This window comes from Lysinibacillus boronitolerans JCM 21713 = 10a = NBRC 103108 (assembly GCF_000772935.1).
In the GTDB taxonomy this organism is placed as follows: domain Bacteria; phylum Bacillota; class Bacilli; order Bacillales_A; family Planococcaceae; genus Lysinibacillus; species Lysinibacillus boronitolerans.
Genome location: NZ_JPVR01000063.1, coordinates 1 through 20,915 on the forward strand (window position 1 = coordinate 1; position 20,915 = coordinate 20,915).

The window sequence follows — 20,915 nt, forward strand, 5'->3', positions numbered from 1 at the left end:
CCACTTCGCTTTCGGGTAGAAAATAATAGCCCCTGCTTTTCAGGGGCTATTATTTTTGCTATGATTGAGGAGCATGTTTATGTAGAAAGAATAGTCCTATGAGGAGGATTTTTAGTATGGCATTAGTATCTATGAAAGAGATGTTAATTAAAGCAAAAGCAGAAGGTTATGCTGTTGGTCAATTCAACATTAATAACCTTGAATGGACTCAAGCAATTTTACAAGCAGCTGAAGAAGAAAAATCTCCAGTGATTCTTGGTGTTTCTGAAGGCGCAGGTAAATATATGGGCGGATTTATTTCTGTTGTTCATATGGTAAAAGGTTTAATGGAATCTTACGGTACTACAGTTCCTGTAGCGATTCACCTTGACCATGGTTCTAGCTTTGCAAAATGTAAAGAAGCAATTGATGCAGGCTTTACTTCCGTGATGATTGATGCATCACATCACCCATTTGAGGAAAATGTGAAAATTACTTCAGAAGTAGTAGAATACGCACATGCTAAAGGCGTTTCTGTGGAAGCAGAATTAGGGACAGTTGGTGGAGATGAAGATGGCGTAATCGGTGGTATTATTTACGCTGATCCCGAAGAATGCCGCAAAATGGTTGAACTAACAGACATCGATTGCTTAGCGCCAGCACTTGGTTCTGTACATGGTCCTTACAAAGGAGAGCCAAACTTAGGCTTTAAAGAAATGGAGGAAATCTCTAAATTGGCAGATCTTCCACTTGTTTTACATGGTGGTACAGGTATCCCAACAAAAGATATCCAACGTTCTATTTCATTAGGTACGGCTAAAATCAACGTCAATACTGAAAATCAAATTGAAGCAACAAAAGTAATTCGTGAAATTCTTGACAACGACAAAGTTGTTTACGACCCTCGTAAATTCCTTGGTCCAGCACGTGAAGCCATCAAAGCTACGGTTATTGGTAAAATTCGTGAATTTGGAAGTGCACAAAAAGCATAATTTTTGCATTTAATATGTTACAAAAGCATAGATAAATACACATAATAAGAGAAGTGTTGATGCTTTCAATCGACCTTCTCTTGTTTTTGAAATAAAGAAATTTTGGAAAATATTTAATAATATAAGAAAAATGATCAGGAGGAAATAATATGAAATTTTTCATTGATACAGCAAACTTTGAAGAGATTAAAGAGGCACATGCATGGGGTATTTTATCAGGAGTGACAACAAACCCATCGTTAGTGGCTAAAGAAGAAAATGTTTCTTTCCATGATCGTCTTCGTGAAATCGCAGAGCTTGTTGATGGCTCTGTAAGTGGGGAAGTTATTGCACTTGATGCAGAAGGTATGATTAAAGAAGGTTTAGAATTAGCTGCGATTGCGCCAAACATTACTGTAAAGCTTCCAATGACTCCTGCTGGATTAGAGGCATGTCGTTTCTTTGCAAACAAAGGCATTAAAACAAATGTGACATTAATCTTTAGTGCTAACCAAGCATTAATGGCTGCGCGTGCAGGTGCTACATACGTATCACCATTTATCGGCCGTTTAGATGACATTGGTCAAAATGGTGTTGAGTTAATTGAAACAATTGCAGATATTTTTACAATTCATAATATCGATACACAAATTATCGCTGCCTCTGTCCGTCACCCACAACACGTTACAGCAGCAGCTTTAGCAGGTGCACATATTTCAACTACTCCGTTTAAAGTATTAAAGCAGCTTTTCCACCATCCATTAACTGAAAAAGGAATTGAAGGATTTTTAGCGGATTGGAATAAGAGAAAAGGCGAATAATAAGATTATAAAGTGTGCAAATTGCAAAAATACTACTTTCCAATCATGAGGGAGAACGCAAAATGGATGTTTATAAAATTACTGGCGAAAATCGTCTACAAGGTACAATTAAAGTTAGTGGTGCAAAAAATAGTGCAGTCGCCTTAATTCCTGCATCAATTTTGGCGAACTCTCCAGTGACTATTGGAGGGATACCCGAAATTTCAGATGCTTGGACGTTAAAGGCTCTATTAGAGGAGATTGGTGGAGAAGTTTCATTTGAGGATGGGAAAATGACAATCGATCCGACAGAGATGATTGCATTGCCTTTACCAAATGGCAACGTTAAAAAATTACGCGCTTCTTATTATTTAATGGGCGCTATGCTTGGACGTTTTAAAAAAGCAGTCATTGGTTTACCTGGAGGCTGTTTTTTAGGACCTCGACCTATTGATCAACATATAAAGGGCTTTGAGGCTTTAGGAGCTAAAATTACTAATGAACATGGAGCCATTTATTTACGAGCAGATGAGTTAATAGGGGCAAAGATTTATTTAGATGTGGCAAGTGTCGGGGCTACTATTAATATCATGCTGGCTGCTGTCCTTGCTAAGGGACGTACTGTCATTGAAAATGCTGCAAAAGAACCTGAAATAATTGATGTTGCGACACTTCTAACAAATATGGGTGCCAATATTAAAGGTGCAGGTACAAGTGTTATTCGTATCGAAGGCGTAGAAGAGTTACATGGTACTGAGCATACAATTATACCTGATCGCATTGAGGCCTCCACATTTTTGATTATGGCTGCAGCAGTCGGTGATGGAATAACGATCGATAACGTTATTCCACTGCATTTAGAAGCAATTATTGCCAAGCTTCGTGAAATGGGTGTAAAAATTGAGATTGGTGAAGAAAGCATTTATGTACCAAAAACAGACCTCTCAACATTACAGGCAGTGGATGTCAAAACATTGGTATACCCTGGATTCCCAACGGATATTCAGCAACCGCTTGCCGTGCTAATGTCACAAGCATTCGGTTCCTCAAAAGTAACAGATACTATTTACACAGCTCGTTTTAAGCATATTGATGAGCTTCGTCGTATGAATGCAGATGCTCGTGTAGAAGGAAACACAGCAATTATTAAAGGGCCGAGTAGATTACATGGCTCCACTGTAACAGCTACAGATCTTCGTGCTGGAGCAGCTTTAGTGTTAGCTGGACTCTTAGCAGAAGGAGAAACTGAGATTCAGGATATCTATCATATCGAACGTGGCTATAGCTCACTTATTGAGAAATTACGTGATTTAGGCGCTGATATTCGACGTGAAACAATTGTGGCACGTGTAGCTGAGACAAAGGAATAATGAGAGCTAAAAGTTTTCAACCAATTATGTTACAATAGAGGTAATTTGAATGTTTTGGCACGAAAAGATGCCGATAACGGGAGGCAAAGCAACAATGGAACGTAGTTTATCGATGGAAGTAGTACGAGTAACAGAAGCAGCAGCAATCGCATCCGGGAAATGGATGGGGCGCGGTTTGAAAATTGAGGCAGATGATGCAGCAACAACAGCGATGCGCAAAATGTTCGATACAATTCCAATGCATGCTACAGTAGTAATTGGTGAAGGTGAAATGGATGAAGCACCGATGCTTTATATTGGTGAAGAACTTGGTTTACGAAATGGTGGTCCTAAAGTAGATATCGCTGTGGATCCTTTAGAAGGTACAAATATTGTAGCAAAAGGTACAAATGGTGCGATGACAGTTCTCGCTATTGCAGATAAAGGGAATCTGCTAAATGCACCAGATATGTACATGGAGAAAATTGCTGTAGGACCAGAAGCGGCGGGCAAAGTGGATATCAATGCTTCCGTTACTTATAACTTATTACAAGTTGCAAAAGCTAAAAATAAAGATATTTCTGATGTTGTAGCTACTCTTTTAGATCGACCACGTCACCAAGCGATTGTTGATGAAATTCGTGAGGCTGGTGCACGTATTAAATTTATCCAAGATGGTGATGTAGGCGCTGCAATCAATACAGCCTTTGACGAAACAGGTATTGATATAATGTTTGGAACAGGCGGCGCACCTGAGGGTGTTATTGCGGCAGTAGCTTTAAAATGCCTTGGTGGAGATTTCCAAGCAAAACTAGTACCAGAAGATGAAGAGCAATTAGAACGCTGCACGAAAATGGGTGTGGATGTTGAAAAAGTTCTTTATTTAGATGACCTAGTAAAAGGTGACGATGCTATTTTTGCAGCGACAGCTGTAACAGATTGCGAGCTTTTAAAGGGTGTTCAATATAAAGGTGCTTATGCCTTAACTCATTCAGTAGTTATGCGTGCTAAATCTGGTACGGTTCGCTTTGTTGAAGGCCGTCACGCTCTTGAGAAAAAACCTAGATATTAATGTTATTTTCTTCTAAAATATACCTAGTACATCTATTGTGCTAGGTACCTTCTTCTTTAAATAACCATCCCATATTTTTAAGGCAATGTTTAGTTATATGGTGGAACAATAGATAATATTTAAGGCAACCATATAAGCGTTAGCAGAGCCAATCGTAAACTTCAATGATAACCCCATTAAATTGAATTATATTTTGAAAAAGACTGGAGTTGTGCATATGTCTGCATTGACAATCGCTCAATTAGAAAACATGACGTTAAAAGAGCTTTACGCCCTTGCACGTCAATATAAAATTTCTTATTATAGCAAGCTAACGAAAAAAGAATTGATATTTGCTATTTTGAAAACGCGTTCAGAGCAAGAAGGCTATTTCTTTATGGAAGGCGTATTAGAAATTGTTTCGCAAGAGGGCTTCGGCTTCCTTCGACCAATCAACTACTCACCAAGTAAAGAAGATATTTATATTTCTGCATCCCAAATCCGTCGCTTTGATTTGCGTAATGGGGACAAGGTGTCAGGAAAGGTGCGTCCACCGAAGGAAAATGAACGCTATTATGGCCTATTACAAGTAGATGCTGTCAATGGCGAGGATCCTGAAGTAGCGAAAGAACGAGTTCATTTCCCAGCACTAACACCTTTATATCCAAATCGACAAATTAAGCTAGAAACAACACAACGCAATTTATCCACTCGTATAATGGATTTAGTGGCACCAGTAGGCTTTGGACAACGCGGATTAATTGTAGCCCCACCAAAGGCAGGGAAAACGTCTTTATTAAAAGAGATTGCAAACGCTATTACAACCAATCATCCACAAGCGGAGTTAATTGTCCTACTGATTGATGAACGACCTGAGGAAGTGACAGATATTGAACGTTCTGTCAATGCAGATGTTGTCAGCTCAACATTTGATGAAGTACCTGAGAATCACGTAAAAGTGGCTGAAATAGTATTAGAACGTGCACGACGTTTAGTGGAACATAAGCGCGATGTAATTATTCTAATGGACTCCATTACACGTTTAGCTCGTGCTTATAACTTAGTAATTCCGCCAAGTGGACGTACACTTTCTGGTGGTATTGATCCTGCAGCATTCCATAGACCGAAACGTTTCTTTGGTTCGGCTCGTAATATTGAAGAAGGCGGTAGTTTAACAATTTTAGCGACGGCATTAGTAGATACAGGTTCTCGTATGGATGAAGTTATCTATGAAGAATTTAAGGGAACAGGGAACTTAGAGCTTCATCTTGATCGTCAGTTAGCAGAACGCCGTATATTCCCTGCACTTGATATTCGTCGTTCGGGTACACGTAAAGAAGAGCTTCTTCTGGAGCCAGAACAACTTGAAAAGCTATGGGCAATTCGTAAAACGTTTTCTGATGCACCTGATTTTGCAGAGCGCTTCCTGAAAAAAATCCGTACAACAAAATCAAATGAAGAATTTTTTGAAAAGCTAAACGAAGATATGAAAAAGGCAACAAAGGGAAAAGGACTTTTATAAATGGCATCACCATTGACAAGGAAATTGTCAATGGTGATTTTTTTTGTATATGTTTTATATTATAAATGTATATTGAAATTGAGAATCATTATCAATATAATGGTGAGTAAATATGTGTTCTGAAGGAGACGAAGATGAATTATGATGCCTATATGCTTCTTTGGCAAAATGCATTTATCCAGTTGAAGCAAATCGATTACATAAATAAATCAGATGTTCATGTGTCAAAGGTTTTAACATATAGCTCGTTTCTTATTGTTACAGAAGGTGGTGCACAGATTGTCATTGATGATCAATCTCATCATGTGCAGCGCTTCAGTATTTTTCATCTAGGTAAATCTCAATGTCTTCACATTAGGGCGCAGCAGAGTGTTAGCTATTTTCTCATTAGCTATAAGGGAGATGTCATGTACAAGGATGCCTTTATGCAGCATTTGTACATGCACTATCAACCATTCCAAACACATTTCTCTTGTGTACCCGCAAATCCGATAGTCATTCACAACATCCTTCAAGATATGTATAGCAAATGGCAATCTGGCTCTATACAGGAGCATTTATCTGTAAGGGCATCCTTCTATGAGCTTATCTATCATGTCTTTCGAGAATTAGCAGAAGGACAGGGGAAACCACATGAAATTGATAAGGCAGAAGCCGCACGATTATTTATAAAGCAACACATTCATCAACCATTATCTATCCAGACATTAGCAGATATGCTTCAGATTAGTACAAGGCATTTATTACGCATCTTTAAAGCTCGCTATGAAATAGGTCCACAAATATATTTACAACAATTGAGAATAGAGCAGGCTAAGCAGTATTTATTAACCAATCAATATGGCATAAAAGAAATTGCCATATCTCTTGGATTTGAAGATGAATATTATTTTAGTCGTGCTTTTAAAAAAGCAACAAATCTGGCTCCAAGTAGCTTTAGGCTGAAATATGCATCTAATATGTCCGAAAATGCCATTACAAATGAGAATGATTTTCAATACAATAATAATCAGCTCGCGCAAGCAAAACGATTTGAGAATGGAGAAAATGAAATCATAATGCAGAAGATGATTCACCATATAAAGCTACCTTTTTTATTAAGCCTTTTCGTTTTACTGGCAGCGTGTAATGAAGAGACAAGCCACTCTAAGATTGATGAACCAATTTCGCCCGATAAGGCAGAGACTAGAACCGTAACAGATGATAGTGGACGCGAAGTAGAAATCCCAATGAAAGCAGAGAGAGTCGTAACTGATTGGTATCTGGGGCAAATTTTAGCGTTAGATGTTGTACCTGTTGGAGGCGTAACGGCTAACCTTGATTATGCTGCTTTCTTAAAGCAACACTATAAGGATGGAGAAATTACGAATATTGGTACGGATGGTAAGGTGTCATTAGAAAAAGTTTTAGAGTTAAAGCCAGACTTGATTATTACTTGGAATGTGGAAGATGTAGCAAAGTATGAAAAAATTGCCCCAACAATTGTCTTTGCTGAAGATGCCCATCAATCAGTGACTGAGGAGATTAAGGCAATGGGGAATTACTTAGGTAGACAAGCAGAGGCTGAAGCCTTTACAAAGGAATTTGAAAATCGGATAGCAAAAGCTAAGGAAAAGATCATGAATATAATTCCGAAACATTCCACATTTACTACTTATGAAATGTTTGAAAAAAATGCAACGATTGTAGGGAAGTCAAGTGTATCGGGTGGTAGAGCACTTTATCAAATTTTGGGCATGAAGCCACAGGGAAAAGTGCAGGAGCTATTTGATACAAAGGAAGCAAGTAATGGACGGTATGAGGTTTCCTATGAGGTAGTCGGTGATTATGTAGGTGACTATAACTTCATGATTAATTTCTTTAACAAAGAAGGCCAGTTGCCAGCAACATGGACAAATTTAGATGTCGTTAAAAATAATCAAGTATTAGAGCTTCCTTCTGAATATTATTTTGCTTCTGATCCGCTCTCTGGCTTACACCAAGCTGAAGAACTAGCTGACAAAATAGTTGAATTTACAAAGGCTCAACAACAATAACTGAGATAACAGGAGAGCTATTGTAGATAGCTCATTTATAGATACGTAAAACGAGATCACAATAGGAGGCTACACCATGTTATTACAGCGCTTTTTTTCATATTATAGGCCCTATAAAGGTTTATTTATTTTAGATTTTAGCTGTGCCATATTAGTGGCGCTAATTGAGCTAGCGTTTCCAATTGTTTTAAATAAGGTAATTGATGATATTTTGCCAGATGGGGAATTAAAGTGGATCATTATGGCAAGTTTATTGCTGTTTGCATTATATATTTTTAACTCCATTCTTCATTTTATCGTTTCGTATTGGGGACATATGCTGGGCATTAATATTGAGACGGATATGAGAAAAGAATCCTTCAGCCATGTACAAAAGCTATCCTTTAGATATTTTGATAACAACAAAACAGGGCATCTTGTGTCTCGTTTAACGAATGATTTAATGGATATTGGCGAACTTGCTCACCATGGTCCAGAGGATATCTTTATAGCAGCAATGACGATTGTTGGAACATTTGGAGTTATGTACTATATTGATCCAACCTTTACGATTCTTATTTTCTTACTTGTACCGATTATCTTAATCTTAACCATTATTTTCGGAAAATTAATGTCCAAGGCATTCCGTCAAATATTTGGAGATATTGCAGATTTCAATGCACGTGTTGAAAACAATGTAAGTGGTATTCGTGTTGTACAGGCTTTTACAAATGAAGATCATGAGATTAAACGCTTTAAAGTAAATAATGAAAGATTCCGTATGACAAAGCTGTTTTCCTATAAAGTAATGGCTTGGAATGAAGCTATTTCAGGCATACTCACGAAGGTGTTATCACTCTTTACTTTATTTGTGGGGGCTTACTTTGTATTAAATGGGCATTTAACAAATGGCGATTTTATCGCATTTATTTTACTTTCAGGTATTCTCTTAGGCCCAATTAACAAAATCAATATGTTTATAGAAAGCTATCCAAAGGGCATGGCAGGATTTAGACGCTATATCGAATTCCTCGAAACGGAGCCCGAAATTGCGGACCGTCCAGAAGCGAAAATAATTGATGAAATTGATGGTGAAATTACTTTTTCTAATGTATCGTTTGGCTACGCTGCCAATAATCGTGCCTTACATCAAATTAATTTAAAGGTACGTCCTGGTGAAACGGTTGCCTTAGTAGGACCTTCTGGTGCAGGGAAATCTACGATCTGTAGCCTATTGCCCCGTTTTTATGAAGTGAATGAAGGCTCCATTAAAATTGATGGCGTTGATATACGAGATTTTAAACTGCAATCTTTACGTTCGCATATCGGGATTGTCCAGCAAGATGTCTTTTTATTCGATGGTACCATTCGTGAAAACATAGCCTATGGTGATTTAAATGCCAGTGAAGAAGATATTTGGTATGCCGCACAACGAGCACAACTGACGGATGTCATCAATGCTTTACCAGAGGGCATGGATACACTCATTGGTGAACGTGGTGTCAAATTATCAGGTGGACAAAAACAAAGATTATCAATTGCACGTATTTTCTTGAAAAATCCAAAAATCTTAATACTAGATGAAGCAACATCTGCATTGGATACAGAAACAGAACAAGCGATCCAGCAAGCCTTAAACGAGCTTTCTATCGGTCGTACTACATTAGTGATTGCCCACCGTTTAGCAACGATTAAGGATGCAGACAGAATTGTTGTGGTATCGAAAAAGGGCATTATTGAAGAAGGTACACATGAGCAATTAATGGAACGCCAAAATGCTTACTATGGCTTGTATACAGCCCAATTTGGTTTACAAATTTAAAAGTAATAGCATTCTCAAAAGTGAAAGGAAGTTAAAGATGTCAGTACTTGAAATAGATCATGTTGCGATTGGTTATTCCTCAGCGCTCATCGTCAATGATTTAAGTGTGGAGATTCCGAAAGGCCAGATCTCCACGATTATTGGTCCAAATGGTTGTGGCAAATCTACTTTATTAAAGGCTGTTGCACGTGTATTACGCACGCAAAATGGAGCTGTCTATTTAGATGGCAAAGCTATACATCAATTAAAAACAAAAGAAGTGGCCAAAAAAATGGCTATTTTACCTCAGACAGCAACAGCACCAGGAGGATTAACGGTTTTTGAACTAGTATCCTATGGTCGTTTTCCTCATCAAGTAGGGTTTGGTACATTGCAAAAGGAAGACTATGAATATATTCATTGGGCTATTGATGTTACGGGGCTAAGAGAACTTAGTGATCGACCAATCGAAGCATTATCAGGTGGTCAGCGTCAGAGAGTATGGATTGCCATGGCGTTGGCGCAAGGCACGGATATTTTAGTACTGGATGAGCCAACAACTTATTTAGATTTAGCACATCAGCTCGATATTTTATTATTGCTACAAAAGCTAAATAAGGAAGAAGGACGAACAATTATCATGGTTTTACATGATTTAAATCATGCATCACGCTTCTCTCATTTTATAATGGCCATGAGAGACGGCAATTTAATGGTGAATGGCAGTCCAAAAGAAGTGATGACAAAAGAAAATTTACAAAAGGTATTTAATATCGATGCAGAAATGGCTGTATGTCCCTATAGTGAAAATCCAATTTGCCTATCTTATCAGTTGTACGATATGAAAAAATAAAAGCTTGTTGGAAGCTATGGGGAGGAAATAAAATGACTACGTCGACAGGAGTAGGAGAGCTCAACGATTTAGAAGAGCTACAGAAGCGATCTCATCCGATACGTGGAGTAGTGACTTTAATCGTAGGAGTAATTGGATTAATAATTGCCATTGGTTTATCAATTTCTTTTGGTGCTGCAGATATTTCATTGGGTACTGTTTGGACAGCAGTTACCCATTTTTCGCCAGAATTAACAACACATCAAATTATTCATGATATTCGCTTACCACGGGTACTAGGAGCAGCATTAGTCGGTGCAAGCTTTGCGGTAGCGGGTGCAATCATGCAGGGGATGACACGTAACCCTTTAGCTGACTCCGGATTATTAGGGTTGAACTCAGGAGCTGCCTTTATGTTGGCTGTGTGTTTTGCCTTTTTCCCTGGTCTACCTTATATGTATTTAATTTTATGGTCCTTTGTAGGTGCAGGTCTTGGTGTTGCCATCGTGTATGGTATTGGCTCACTTTCTAAAGGTGGCTTAACACCTATGCGACTAGTTTTAGCTGGTGCTGCTGTTAGTGCATTACTTGGAGCGCTAGGAGAAGGGGTTGCTCTTTATTTTCGTATTGGACAAGACCTCGCATTTTGGTATGCGGGCGGAGTTTCGGGCACAAAATGGAGTCATCTACAAATTTTATCTCCATGGATACTTGTTGCGATGATAGGAGCGCTTGTCCTATCGCGTTCCATCACGGTGCTGAGCTTAGGTGAAGAAATTGCAGTCGGTCTTGGGCAACGTACGGCTGTAGTAAAAATTTGGGGAATGATCATTGTTTTAGTTTTAGCAGGTGCAGCAGTATCTGTTGTCGGTGCAGTTGGTTTTGTAGGGTTAATTATCCCTCATTTAACGAGATACATAGTTGGTCATGATTATCGCTGGATCATCGCTTGTTCCTTGGTATATGGAGCATTGCTTGTTGTGTTAGCAGATTTAGTAGCACGTGTTATCAATCCACCTTATGAAACACCAATTGGTGCGCTCATAGCCTTTATCGGTGTCCCATTCTTCCTTTATTTAGCTCGTAAAGGAGGAAAAGAACTATGAATAACAGCTATTTAACACCAAGTCAACTGAAGGCGAAAAGGAAAAATTTCTCCATCCTTGCGACGCTCATTGTGTTAATCGTCATTACCTTTGTTATAAGTATGAATACAGGGGTTATTAAACTGACACCAATGGAAGTTCTTCGGACTCTTTTTGGTCAAGGTGACGCACAACAGCAGCTTATCTTATATGAATTCAGACTTCCAAGAATAGTGATTGCTGTATTAGTAGGTATGGGGTTAGCTATTTCAGGCGCTATTTTACAGGGCATTTCCAAAAATGCTTTAGCAGACCCAGGAATCTTAGGGATTAATGCTGGAGCAGGTCTTGCTGTCATGCTCTATGTGTCGTTTTTCCCAACTACGAAAGCAGCACCTGTTTATTTACTGCCGATACTGGCTTTTGTGGGGGCAGGTTTGACAGCTGTACTGATTTATTCACTTTCTTACCGACGTCATGAGGGTATTACACCCATGCGTTTAATTTTAACAGGGGTAGCTGTAGCAGCAGGGATTAGCTCGGCTATGATTGTGCTAACGCTACGTCTATCACCAGAGAATTATCAATTTGTAGCAATATGGCTTGCAGGTAGCATTTGGGGCTCAAATTGGAGATTTGTTCTGTCATTATTACCATGGTTAGTGATTTTATTGCCATTCGTTTATTCAAAATCACGTGTATTAAACGTATTGAATTTAGGTGAATTAACAGCGGTAGGACTAGGTGCTTCGATCGAAAAAGAGCGACGCTGGCTGTTGGCTGCTGCTGTTGGTTTGGCTGGAGCTAGTGTTTCTGTAAGTGGTGGTATTGGTTTCGTAGGACTTGTTGCGCCACACTTAGCGCGACAGCTTGTTGGGGCCAAACACCAGTTTTTATTGCCAACTGCAGCATTATTAGGAGGTTTTTTAGTGTTAATGGCTGATACAATCGGTCGTTCCATTTTAGAACCTTCAGAAATTCCAGCAGGGATTGTTGTAGCAGTTTTAGGAGCACCTTATTTCTTATATTTACTAGCACGATTAAAAGAATAAATGACGCTTTTTCCTTTGTGTATGAATAGTATTGCCATCAGGGGAAAGAATAGACGGTTATTAATACATCAGATTAGAAAGGAAATATCAGAAGAACTATATGATGTAACGATTGTTGTTGGTGGTCCAGCAGGGCAGTTAGATTAATAGCTGGCGCATTTACCGATGGATACTAGCGTTAAATAGTGCAAAACTATACTTGGAGCAAGATGCATCGAAAGTAGCCTATGTATCAACACATAATATTCGCATCAAAGAACGAACTGAGTAAATGGGGTTAGTAATATTTTTTACTTGAAAATGATAAAATGTCTATGCTATACTTCAAAAGTATGCAACGTGTACATATGTAGCTGACGTTCCACTTCGACACATATTTTGTAGTCGACATATTCGGGCTATGTAAGGTACAGTTCGATAATACTCTGTTCCAGATGGTTCAGGGCGAGAGGAGAAAACGAATATGAAACAAGGAATTCATCCAGACTACAAAGAAGCAACAGTAACTTGCTCTTGTGGGAACACTTTCAAAACTGGTTCAGTAAAAGAAAACATCGTTGTCGAGTTCTGCAACGAATGTCACCCATTCTACACTGGCCGTCAAAAATTCGCGTCTGCTGATGGTCGCGTGGATCGTTTCAACAAAAAATACGGTCTTAAAAACTAATGTTAGTTTAATACCTGCCAAGCATGCGCTTGGCAGGTATTTTTTTCAGTAAATAATACACGTTGATGCAAGTCTTTTCAAAATCCAGATAGACACAAAGAAAGGGAGAAGACAAAATGGCACAGCTATATTTTAAACATGGTGCAATGAATAGTGGGAAATCAATAGAAATTCTAAAAGTTGCCCATAATTATGAAGAACAACAGAAGCCTGTAATGATGTTTACTTCAGGTCTAGATACGCGTGATGAGGTGGGCTTTGTTTCCAGTCGAGTAGGTTTAAGACAACAAGCCATTCCTGTTTATGAAGATACAAATATTTATGAATTAGTGAAAAATAATGCTGTCAAACCGTACTGTGTGCTTGTGGATGAAGTTCAATTTTTAAAAAAGGCACATGTTTTACAGCTAGCTAACATTGTGGATCAATTGGACATTCCTGTTATGGGCTTTGGCTTAAAAAATGATTTTCAAAATGAGCTATTTGAAGGCAGCCAGTACATGCTTACATATGCAGATAAAATTGAAGAAATGAAAACAATTTGCTGGTTCTGTCATAAAAAAGCAACAATGAATTTGCGAGTAGATGAAAGTGGAAAGCCAGTTTACACAGGTGATCAAATTCAAATCGGTGGCAATGATTCGTATTACCCGGTTTGCCGAAAATGTCATGCACATCCACCACTTTAACGCTAAATAGCATGACACAGTGCTAAGAAAAAGTAGCATACATGTGAAAATTTCCTTATACTAAGTAGTGGAAATAAGAAATGAAAAAGCCATTACGCCTAAGCGTAATTTTGATGGAAGCGGCTTCTCTGTAAAAAGGAGCATCTTAAAAAACTAAATAGAGGTGAAATCCATGTTTGATCGATTACAGGCAGTGGAAGATCGTTATGAAAGGCTTACTGAGCTTTTGAGCGATCCGGATATTGTTAATGATAATAAGAAATTACGCGAATATTCTAAGGAACAATCAGATATCCAAGAGACCGTAGATACTTATCGTGAATATAAAAGTGTTAAAGAGCAGCTAGTAGATACGCGTGAAATGTTAGATAGCGAAAAAGATCCTGATATGCACGAAATGGTAAAGGAAGAATTTAACCTATTAAAAGCACAACAGGAAGAGCTAGAAGAGCGTTTACGTATTTTATTGATTCCGAAAGATCCGAATGATAATAAGAACGTTATTATGGAAATCCGTGGCGCAGCTGGCGGTGACGAGGCTAATATTTTTGCGGGTGACTTGTTCCGTATGTATTCTCGCTATGCAGAAACACAAGGCTGGAAAATTGATATTATGGAAGCTACACCAAACCCAATGGGCGGCTATAAAGAGGTAATCTTTATGATTAATGGACAAGGGGCTTATTCAAAATTCAAATTTGAAAATGGCGCACACCGTGTTCAACGTGTCCCTGCTACAGAATCACAAGGCCGAATTCATACATCAACAGCAACAGTTGCTTGCTTACCTGAGGTTGAGGAAGTAGATGTTGAAATCCATGAAAAGGATATCCGTGTAGATACATTTGCGTCTTCTGGTGCAGGTGGTCAATCTGTAAATACAACGATGTCTGCTGTTCGTATGACCCATTTACCAACAGGTGTTGTGGTTTCGATGCAGGATGAACGTTCACAAATTAAAAACCGTGAAAAAGCAATGAAAATTCTTCGTGCTCGTGTAGCAGATATGTATATGCAGGAAGCGCAAAAAGAGATTGATGCTACACGTAAATCAGCTGTGGGATCTGGTGACCGATCAGAGCGAATTCGCACATACAATTATCCACAAAACCGTGTAACTGACCATCGTATCGGCTTAACGATTCAAAAGCTAGATCAAATCGTAGAAGGCAGACTAGATGAGATTATCGATGCTCTTATTTTAGAAGAACAAGCATCGAAGTTAGAGCGATTAAATGATGATTTATAAAAATGTGATGGAGGCCCTTGAGTGGGCTTCTTCTTTTTTAGTGGATAATGGTCGTGAACAAACAGCAGCGCGGATTGTTATGCAACATGTGCTTGGTACTAGTTATGGAGAGGTCATGTTGCATTTGCAGGAGGAATTAACACCAGCACAGCAAAGGCAATTTAATGAGCTTATAAAAGAACATGCCAGTGGACGCCCTGTCCAATATTGTGTTGGGTGTGAGGAGTTTTATGGCCGTTCATTTTTAGTCGATGAATCTGTCTTAATACCGCGACCTGAAACAGAGGAATTGGTACTTGGAACAATTAATCGATTACCGAAACTATTCACAACGCAAACATTGAGGCTGGCTGATATCGGTACAGGTAGTGGGGCCATTGCTATTTCAATGAAGCTGGAATGTCCGCCATTAACAGTCATAGCTACCGATTTATCAGAAGCAGCATTAGTGACTGCCCAAAAAAATGCAAAGCAATTAGAGGCAGATATTGATTTTAGATTGGGAGATTTAGCCGCTCCACTTGCAGGAGAGAAATTTGATATTGTTTTATCGAACCCACCATATATCGCATTGGATGAGGCACAAGAAATGTCAAGCGTTGTGCTAGAGCATGAGCCGCATAGTGCCCTCTTTGCAGAGGAAGATGGTCTTATTTTATATAGAAAATTAGCTGAACAATTACCAGCTTATATGAATAGACCAGGGTTAATTGGATTAGAAATCGGTTATACACAAGGGGAGAAAGTAGCCAAATTCTTTCAAGATAGTTTTCCACAGGCGACAGTTTCAGTAGAAAAAGATATTAATGGTAAACCTCGAATGATTTTTTGTGAAATACATGTATAAAGTTTCTGGATCTTGCCAACAATGTTGAGCAAGGAGGGATTTTTATGTTAAACGAATACAAGATTATTAGATTACCTAAACAAAATATCTTTCTAGCTTTTGCTAGACTAGTATTAATTGCGATTGTTTTACAGTTATGTGTTTTATATATTCCATCATTAGTAGGTTTGGCGAAGGAATCTTCCGATGATGTGCAAGAAAAAGATTTTCGTATACGTGTTATTGCAAACAGTAATACTGCACAGGATCAGCTAGAGAAACAGCAGCTTGTCCAAGATTTAAAGCCGTACTTTCTACAAGTGAGTACCGCTGGATTTGCAGGGAATGAGCAAATTCTTTCGTTAAAACAACAAATTGAAGCTGAACTGAGCGAAAATTATCCACAATTGGATACACAGGTTGTTGTTGGGGATAACTTATTCCCGCCAAAAAGACAAGGTGCTGTACTTTATCCACAAAATGTCTATCAATCAATTGTTGTAAAGATCGGTGATGCACGTGGAGATAACTGGTGGTGCAGTATCTTCCCATCTATCTGTGAGCCTGATAAAGAAGAGGTAAAAGAAGAAGTAGAAGAAGAAAAAGAACAAGTTACATTTTTTATATGGGAATGGATTAAAGGACTTTTTGAATAAATTGTGCACAAATTCAGACAACTTATACACATTTTTTAATAAGTTATAAACAATATGTGGATAATTACGTTAAAACGAATAATGAAGGTAGGTATTAATCATGGAAACCGTTTGTAAGGTTGTGGACAGTAATGTGAATAGTCAGATTAATTATACACAAGCTGTGGATATCTTAAATGCAGGAGAGGTAGTCGCATTTCCGACAGAAACGGTTTATGGCTTAGGAGCAATTGCCACAAATGATCTGGCAGTTAAAAAGATATTTAAAGCAAAAGGTCGACCTTCAGATAATCCTTTAATTGTCCACGTTGGTACAAAAGAGGAAGTAGCAATCTATATCGACCATATTTCTGACATAGCTAAACAATGCATGGATTTATTTTGGCCAGGACCATTAACACTGGTGATGCCAGCGAAGCCAAATGTATTAGCGAAAAGTGTCACTGCTGGATTATCAACAGTTGGCATTCGAATGCCTGATCATCCAGTAGCGCTTGCTTTACTACAACAGCTCCAAAAACCGCTTGCTGCACCGAGCGCTAATCGTAGTGGAAAGCCAAGCCCTACAGAAGCTGTTCATGTTTTAGATGATTTAGAAGGGTACATACCTTATATTTTAGATGGAGGTTCTACAGGCATAGGGCTTGAATCCACTGTACTAGATGTAACACATGAACCTCCAGTAATTTTACGTCCAGGTGGTATTACGAAGGAAATGCTTGAGGCTAAGATTGGCCCTGTTATTCAACCAACTACAATAGAGCAGAAGCTAGACACAACGCCTAAGGCACCAGGAATGAAATATACGCATTATGCACCAAATGCTCCAGTGTATTTAATAGACTGTGATGTTGAGAAAGTCAACGAAGCGGTTTTACATTTACAGAGACAAGGACATCGCGTAGCACTACTTGCACCTGTAAACTTTGAGGAAATCAAAGTTGATTTTTACTTCTCCATTGGTGAAGCAGGAAGTAAAGAAGAAATGGGTGCGGCCTTATATAATGCACTTAGAGCATGTGATAAAACTACCGCTACCGTAATATTAGCCACAACTACTTCAAAAGAAGGAGTAGGAGCAGCTATTATGAATAGACTTGAAAAAGCCTCTGGAGGTAAATGGTATTCACTGTAAATAATAATAGAATCATTATAGACAAAAGGCATTGAACAACCACATGTTTTTTGTCTTTTTTTGTCCTATTAAAATGAAAAACAATAGTAAACAGTTATGATAATAATGTATTTTCGAGCATAAAATGATAAAATATTAGGGAGCAAAGGAGTGCATTCTTGCAGGGTATTCTTGCAGGTATATTAACGTCTGTTGATGTGATTGGTCTATATGTTTTGCTGCCAAATGTTAGATATCGATTATTTTTATCATTATGGACGGCTGCATTACATATGCTTTTCCCTTTATTAGGATTTGAATTAGGAAACTATTTAATTCGATTTCTATTAGAATGGGGACAATGGATTTCAAGTATTTTATTATTTTGTATCGGTATGCATTTACTCTTATTTTCTCACAGAGATGAAAAAGTAACGATTTCACCTGTACTTTTAGCAGTGACTGCAAGCCTAGATACCTTTTCAGTTAGTGTTTCTTTTGGTATGCTTAACTTAGAAAAAACAATTTTTATTATGAGTGCAGGCTTAAGTGCATTAATTTGTGCTTATGGGTCATTAGTCATTGCGCGTAGAAGCCAAGTCTTTTTTGGCAGTAAAATTCAAGTAGTTGCTGGCATTATATTTATTATCATGAGTATTCTAGCTATTCAACAATAGATCAAATTGGAGAGTGATAAGTGTGAAGATATTATTTGTTTGTACAGGCAATACTTGTCGCAGTCCGATGGCAGAAGCTATTTTAAAACATAAACAAATAAACAATGTAGAAGTGCGCTCAGCAGGTATTTATGCGATGCCTAATGCACAAATGTCAGCACATGCACAACAAGTGTTAAATGAAGCCCAAATGTCCCATCAACATTTTGCGACCCAATTATCACAAGCTGAAATGGTATGGGCAGATTTAGTTTTAACGATGACGAATGCTCACAAAGATACCGTCATTTCCAATTATCCAGAAGCTGAGCATAAAGTATTTACATTGAAAGAATATACAAATGAGGGCAGTTTGGAAAATGTAGGGGATCCTTATGGTGGTAATAGAGCAATTTATGAAGCAACATTTGCAGAATTAAAAGAACTGGTCGATCAATTAATACAAAAACTAGAAAAGAATTGAGGGGTCCTATGAAAAAACAATTTGGTTTACGGCTAAAATTGGTGTTATTTGTTAGTATTCTTGCACTAATCACCTACAGTGTCAGTTTTATATTCATTGAGTTTTTACAACCTACTTTCTTCCCTGACACAAATAGAAAAGTTTTTGAAGTGATTACGTATGCGTTAGGCATCACTTGGTCAGGGATATTAGCTGCCTTTTTAAGTGTAATCCTCATCAAGCCCTTACAGCAGCTTGAGCATTCAGCAACACTTGTGGCTGAAGGGAAAATAGGGCAGGATGTACAAATGCCTAATACCAATGATGAGATTCGATCCGTTGCAGAGGCGTTCCAACAAATGGTCTTAAACTTGCGTCAAATGGTGGAAAGTATTGATCAAAACTTCCAACAAACAAATCAATCGATCATTCAGCTATCCGATGAAGCAGGAGTGGCGACAAGGAAGGCAGAAGGCATTGCGTCTACCGTAAAGCATATTTCTACAGGAGCAGAAGCATCTGCAACAGCTGTACAAGATACTGCTGAAGCAATTGAAGATGTAAGAACGCTTGCAACAGAGGTAAATAGTAGGGCAGAGGCATCGGCATCACAAACTAAAGAGATTCTACATAATTTATCGACAACAACAAAAGCCATCGAAACATTAGTGAATAGTATTCAACAAATTGCGACAGGCAATAATGAGGCATTAAAAAGCATTCATGCGCTAGAAGAGAACGCGGGACAGGTAGAACGTATAATTAGCTTAGTTGGTGACATTGCAGCACAAACCAATCTGTTGGCACTAAACGCCTCTATAGAAGCTGCCCGTGCTGGAGAGCATGGAAAGGGCTTTGCGGTAGTGGCTGAGGAAGTCCGTGGTTTGGCTGATGAAAGTGCAAAAGCAGTACAAGGGATTACAGCTTTAATTCAAACCATGCAGCAAAACGTAGAAGTAGTTGTGAAACAAATGAATGAACAAGTAGCCTTTGCTACAAAGGAAGCTGATCGAGTTTCTGAAACAACGACAGCAGTAGAAAATATGGCTTCTAATGTACATGAAATGGCATCATCCATTGTTGAGATTTCTTCTTTAATCGAACAGCAAATGCATAATATTGAAACGACAGCTCGACAATCCCAGGAAGTTGCTGCCATTGCAGAACAAACGTCAGCGGGTGCACAGGAAGTTCGTAGTGCGGCTGAAGAGCAAGCCTATGCAATTGAGCAAGTCGAGCATCTGGCTCAAAGTTTGAAAAAGCAATCGGAAGCATTGCATAAAATGATTCAACAATTTGATAGACAAGCATAGTCCTAAAGGTTATACATAAATCCATGAAAAATCGGATTTATGTATAACCTTTTTTATTAGAGGACAATTTATGTCCACTGTAAGTAAAAAGCTAAAAAAACTTCAGAAGATGGAATATTACAACAAAAGACCATTATCCGAACTTATTAACATGATATTCACATTATCCACAAAAATATAGGTTTAAAAGTGAATATTTTTATGTTAATATACAATTAATGTTCGTCTTTCGGGAAAAATCAGCGTAAAAATACAAGAAAAATCGTGTTATTCTTCAGAAAGAAGTGGTACACTAAGGTTGACTATAATTCGAAAAGAGGGAACCCAGTGAGAATAGCAATTTCTTCTGATCACGGAGGCAATAACTTACGTCGCGAGATTATGCAGCTATTAGATGAACTTCAAATTAGCTACGAAGATTTTGGTCCACAATCTGCGGATTCAGTAGACTATCCAGACTATGCAAAACCTGTATCTGAAGGTGTTGCGAACGGAGAATTTGATAAAGGCATTTTAATTTGTGGCACAGGAATTGGTATGTCCATTGCCGCTAATAAGGTCAAGGGTATACGCTGTGCATTAGTACACGATGTATTTAGTGCCAAGGCAACGCGTTGCCATAATGATTCGAATGTTTTAGCAATGGGTGAGCGTGTTATTGGCCCTGGTCTTGCACGTGAAATTGTACAAGCATGGCTAGAAACAGATTTTGAAGGTGGCCGCCATGCGCGCCGAATTGAAAAAATTACTGAACTAGAGCAATAGTAGTTTTGTTATTCCATCTATGGCATTCGTATAGGATGTCATAGATGGCATGATTTTAAT

General features: G+C 38.4%; 20 protein-coding genes and 1 pseudogene. All 21 read left to right on the forward strand.

Annotated features, from left to right (window positions below; translation table 11 throughout):
* The first annotated feature begins 116 nt into the window (after positions 1–116).
* Positions 117–971, forward strand: coding sequence for a class II fructose-bisphosphate aldolase (locus CD31_RS04600; RefSeq protein WP_004269446.1), 855 nt, complete (start codon positions 117–119; stop codon positions 969–971).
* Positions 972–1,120: 149 nt separating this feature from the next.
* Positions 1,121–1,771 carry a fructose-6-phosphate aldolase gene (fsa, locus tag CD31_RS04605; RefSeq protein ID WP_004269447.1) on the forward strand — a complete coding sequence of 217 codons (651 nt, stop codon included), beginning with the start codon at positions 1,121–1,123 and terminating at the stop codon, positions 1,769–1,771.
* A 62-nt stretch (positions 1,772–1,833) separates the two neighbouring features.
* Complete coding sequence (locus CD31_RS04610) at positions 1,834–3,120, forward strand: UDP-N-acetylglucosamine 1-carboxyvinyltransferase (RefSeq protein ID WP_016992737.1); 1,287 nt, start codon at positions 1,834–1,836, stop codon at positions 3,118–3,120.
* A gap of 94 nt (positions 3,121–3,214) precedes the next feature.
* On the forward strand, positions 3,215–4,171 hold the full coding sequence (gene glpX, locus CD31_RS04615; protein WP_004269449.1) for a class II fructose-bisphosphatase: 957 nt from the start codon (positions 3,215–3,217) through the stop codon (positions 4,169–4,171).
* 217 nt (positions 4,172–4,388) lie between these two features.
* Entirely contained in the window at positions 4,389–5,672 is a 1,284-nt protein-coding gene (rho, locus tag CD31_RS04620) for a transcription termination factor Rho (protein ID WP_016992739.1), read from the forward strand.
* A gap of 134 nt (positions 5,673–5,806) precedes the next feature.
* The gene (locus tag CD31_RS04625; protein WP_036076075.1) at positions 5,807–7,708 is read left to right on the forward strand and encodes an AraC family transcriptional regulator; all 1,902 of its coding nucleotides are present in this window, start codon (positions 5,807–5,809) and stop codon (positions 7,706–7,708) included.
* A gap of 76 nt (positions 7,709–7,784) precedes the next feature.
* Positions 7,785–9,509 carry an ABC transporter ATP-binding protein gene (locus tag CD31_RS04630; protein ID WP_036076076.1) on the forward strand — a complete coding sequence of 575 codons (1,725 nt, stop codon included), beginning with the start codon at positions 7,785–7,787 and terminating at the stop codon, positions 9,507–9,509.
* 37 nt (positions 9,510–9,546) lie between these two features.
* A complete protein-coding gene (locus tag CD31_RS04635) occupies positions 9,547–10,341 on the forward strand; it encodes an ABC transporter ATP-binding protein (protein ID WP_036076077.1) in 795 nt (264 codons plus the stop codon).
* Positions 10,342–10,373: 32 nt separating this feature from the next.
* Complete coding sequence (locus tag CD31_RS04640) at positions 10,374–11,426, forward strand: FecCD family ABC transporter permease (protein ID WP_036076079.1); 1,053 nt, start codon at positions 10,374–10,376, stop codon at positions 11,424–11,426.
* The gene (locus tag CD31_RS04645; protein ID WP_036076080.1) at positions 11,423–12,457 is read left to right on the forward strand and encodes a FecCD family ABC transporter permease; all 1,035 of its coding nucleotides are present in this window, start codon (positions 11,423–11,425) and stop codon (positions 12,455–12,457) included. The genes CD31_RS04640 and CD31_RS04645 overlap by 4 nt, the downstream gene beginning before the upstream one ends.
* 137 nt (positions 12,458–12,594) lie before the next feature.
* A pseudogene (locus CD31_RS23770) lies at positions 12,595–12,728 on the forward strand (thioredoxin reductase); the annotation flags it as partial.
* Between the two features lie 192 nt (positions 12,729–12,920).
* A complete protein-coding gene (gene rpmE, locus CD31_RS04650) occupies positions 12,921–13,124 on the forward strand; it encodes a 50S ribosomal protein L31 (protein ID WP_004269457.1) in 204 nt (67 codons plus the stop codon).
* Positions 13,125–13,240: 116 nt separating this feature from the next.
* Positions 13,241–13,813, forward strand: a complete 573-nt coding sequence (locus CD31_RS04655; protein ID WP_036076081.1) for a thymidine kinase — start codon at positions 13,241–13,243, stop codon at positions 13,811–13,813.
* 172 nt (positions 13,814–13,985) lie between these two features.
* A complete protein-coding gene (gene prfA / locus CD31_RS04660) occupies positions 13,986–15,062 on the forward strand; it encodes a peptide chain release factor 1 (protein WP_016992745.1) in 1,077 nt (358 codons plus the stop codon).
* Positions 15,049–15,909, forward strand: a complete 861-nt coding sequence (prmC, locus tag CD31_RS04665; RefSeq protein WP_036076082.1) for a peptide chain release factor N(5)-glutamine methyltransferase — start codon at positions 15,049–15,051, stop codon at positions 15,907–15,909. The genes prfA and prmC overlap by 14 nt, the downstream gene beginning before the upstream one ends.
* A gap of 44 nt (positions 15,910–15,953) precedes the next feature.
* The gene (locus CD31_RS04670; protein ID WP_016992747.1) at positions 15,954–16,544 is read left to right on the forward strand and encodes a stage II sporulation protein R; all 591 of its coding nucleotides are present in this window, start codon (positions 15,954–15,956) and stop codon (positions 16,542–16,544) included.
* A 100-nt stretch (positions 16,545–16,644) separates the two neighbouring features.
* Positions 16,645–17,679: an L-threonylcarbamoyladenylate synthase gene (locus CD31_RS04675; RefSeq protein WP_036076083.1), complete on the forward strand. Its 1,035-nt coding sequence runs from the start codon at positions 16,645–16,647 to the stop codon at positions 17,677–17,679.
* Between the two features lie 158 nt (positions 17,680–17,837).
* Positions 17,838–18,335 (forward strand): manganese efflux pump MntP, encoded by a 498-nt coding sequence (locus tag CD31_RS04680; RefSeq protein ID WP_016992749.1) that lies wholly within the window; start codon positions 17,838–17,840, stop codon positions 18,333–18,335.
* A gap of 22 nt (positions 18,336–18,357) precedes the next feature.
* Positions 18,358–18,798 carry a low molecular weight protein arginine phosphatase gene (locus CD31_RS04685; RefSeq protein WP_016992750.1) on the forward strand — a complete coding sequence of 147 codons (441 nt, stop codon included), beginning with the start codon at positions 18,358–18,360 and terminating at the stop codon, positions 18,796–18,798.
* A gap of 8 nt (positions 18,799–18,806) precedes the next feature.
* Complete coding sequence (locus CD31_RS04690; RefSeq protein ID WP_016992751.1) at positions 18,807–20,090, forward strand: methyl-accepting chemotaxis protein; 1,284 nt, start codon at positions 18,807–18,809, stop codon at positions 20,088–20,090.
* Positions 20,091–20,417: 327 nt separating this feature from the next.
* Positions 20,418–20,855: a ribose 5-phosphate isomerase B gene (gene rpiB / locus CD31_RS04695; RefSeq protein WP_036076084.1), complete on the forward strand. Its 438-nt coding sequence runs from the start codon at positions 20,418–20,420 to the stop codon at positions 20,853–20,855.
* Positions 20,856–20,915: the final 60 nt, after the last annotated feature.

Excerpts from the sequence above, each read along its gene's own strand:
- CD31_RS04600 (WP_004269446.1), top strand. The coding sequence starts at position 117 with ATGGCATTAGTATCTATGAAAGAGATGTTAATTAAAGCAAAAGCAGAA.
- fsa (WP_004269447.1), top strand. The coding sequence starts at position 1,121 with ATGAAATTTTTCATTGATACAGCAAACTTTGAAGAGATTAAAGAGGCA.
- CD31_RS04610 (WP_016992737.1), top strand. The coding sequence starts at position 1,834 with ATGGATGTTTATAAAATTACTGGCGAAAATCGTCTACAAGGTACAATT.
- glpX (WP_004269449.1), top strand. The coding sequence starts at position 3,215 with ATGGAACGTAGTTTATCGATGGAAGTAGTACGAGTAACAGAAGCAGCA.
- rho (WP_016992739.1), top strand. The coding sequence starts at position 4,389 with ATGTCTGCATTGACAATCGCTCAATTAGAAAACATGACGTTAAAAGAG.
- CD31_RS04625 (WP_036076075.1), top strand. The coding sequence starts at position 5,807 with ATGAATTATGATGCCTATATGCTTCTTTGGCAAAATGCATTTATCCAG.
- CD31_RS04630 (WP_036076076.1), top strand. The coding sequence starts at position 7,785 with ATGTTATTACAGCGCTTTTTTTCATATTATAGGCCCTATAAAGGTTTA.
- CD31_RS04635 (WP_036076077.1), top strand. The coding sequence starts at position 9,547 with ATGTCAGTACTTGAAATAGATCATGTTGCGATTGGTTATTCCTCAGCG.
- CD31_RS04640 (WP_036076079.1), top strand. The coding sequence starts at position 10,374 with ATGACTACGTCGACAGGAGTAGGAGAGCTCAACGATTTAGAAGAGCTA.
- CD31_RS04645 (WP_036076080.1), top strand. The coding sequence starts at position 11,423 with ATGAATAACAGCTATTTAACACCAAGTCAACTGAAGGCGAAAAGGAAA.
- rpmE (WP_004269457.1), top strand. The coding sequence starts at position 12,921 with ATGAAACAAGGAATTCATCCAGACTACAAAGAAGCAACAGTAACTTGC.
- CD31_RS04655 (WP_036076081.1), top strand. The coding sequence starts at position 13,241 with ATGGCACAGCTATATTTTAAACATGGTGCAATGAATAGTGGGAAATCA.
- prfA (WP_016992745.1), top strand. The coding sequence starts at position 13,986 with ATGTTTGATCGATTACAGGCAGTGGAAGATCGTTATGAAAGGCTTACT.
- prmC (WP_036076082.1), top strand. The coding sequence starts at position 15,049 with ATGATGATTTATAAAAATGTGATGGAGGCCCTTGAGTGGGCTTCTTCT.
- CD31_RS04670 (WP_016992747.1), top strand. The coding sequence starts at position 15,954 with ATGTTAAACGAATACAAGATTATTAGATTACCTAAACAAAATATCTTT.
- CD31_RS04675 (WP_036076083.1), top strand. The coding sequence starts at position 16,645 with ATGGAAACCGTTTGTAAGGTTGTGGACAGTAATGTGAATAGTCAGATT.
- CD31_RS04690 (WP_016992751.1), top strand. The coding sequence starts at position 18,807 with ATGAAAAAACAATTTGGTTTACGGCTAAAATTGGTGTTATTTGTTAGT.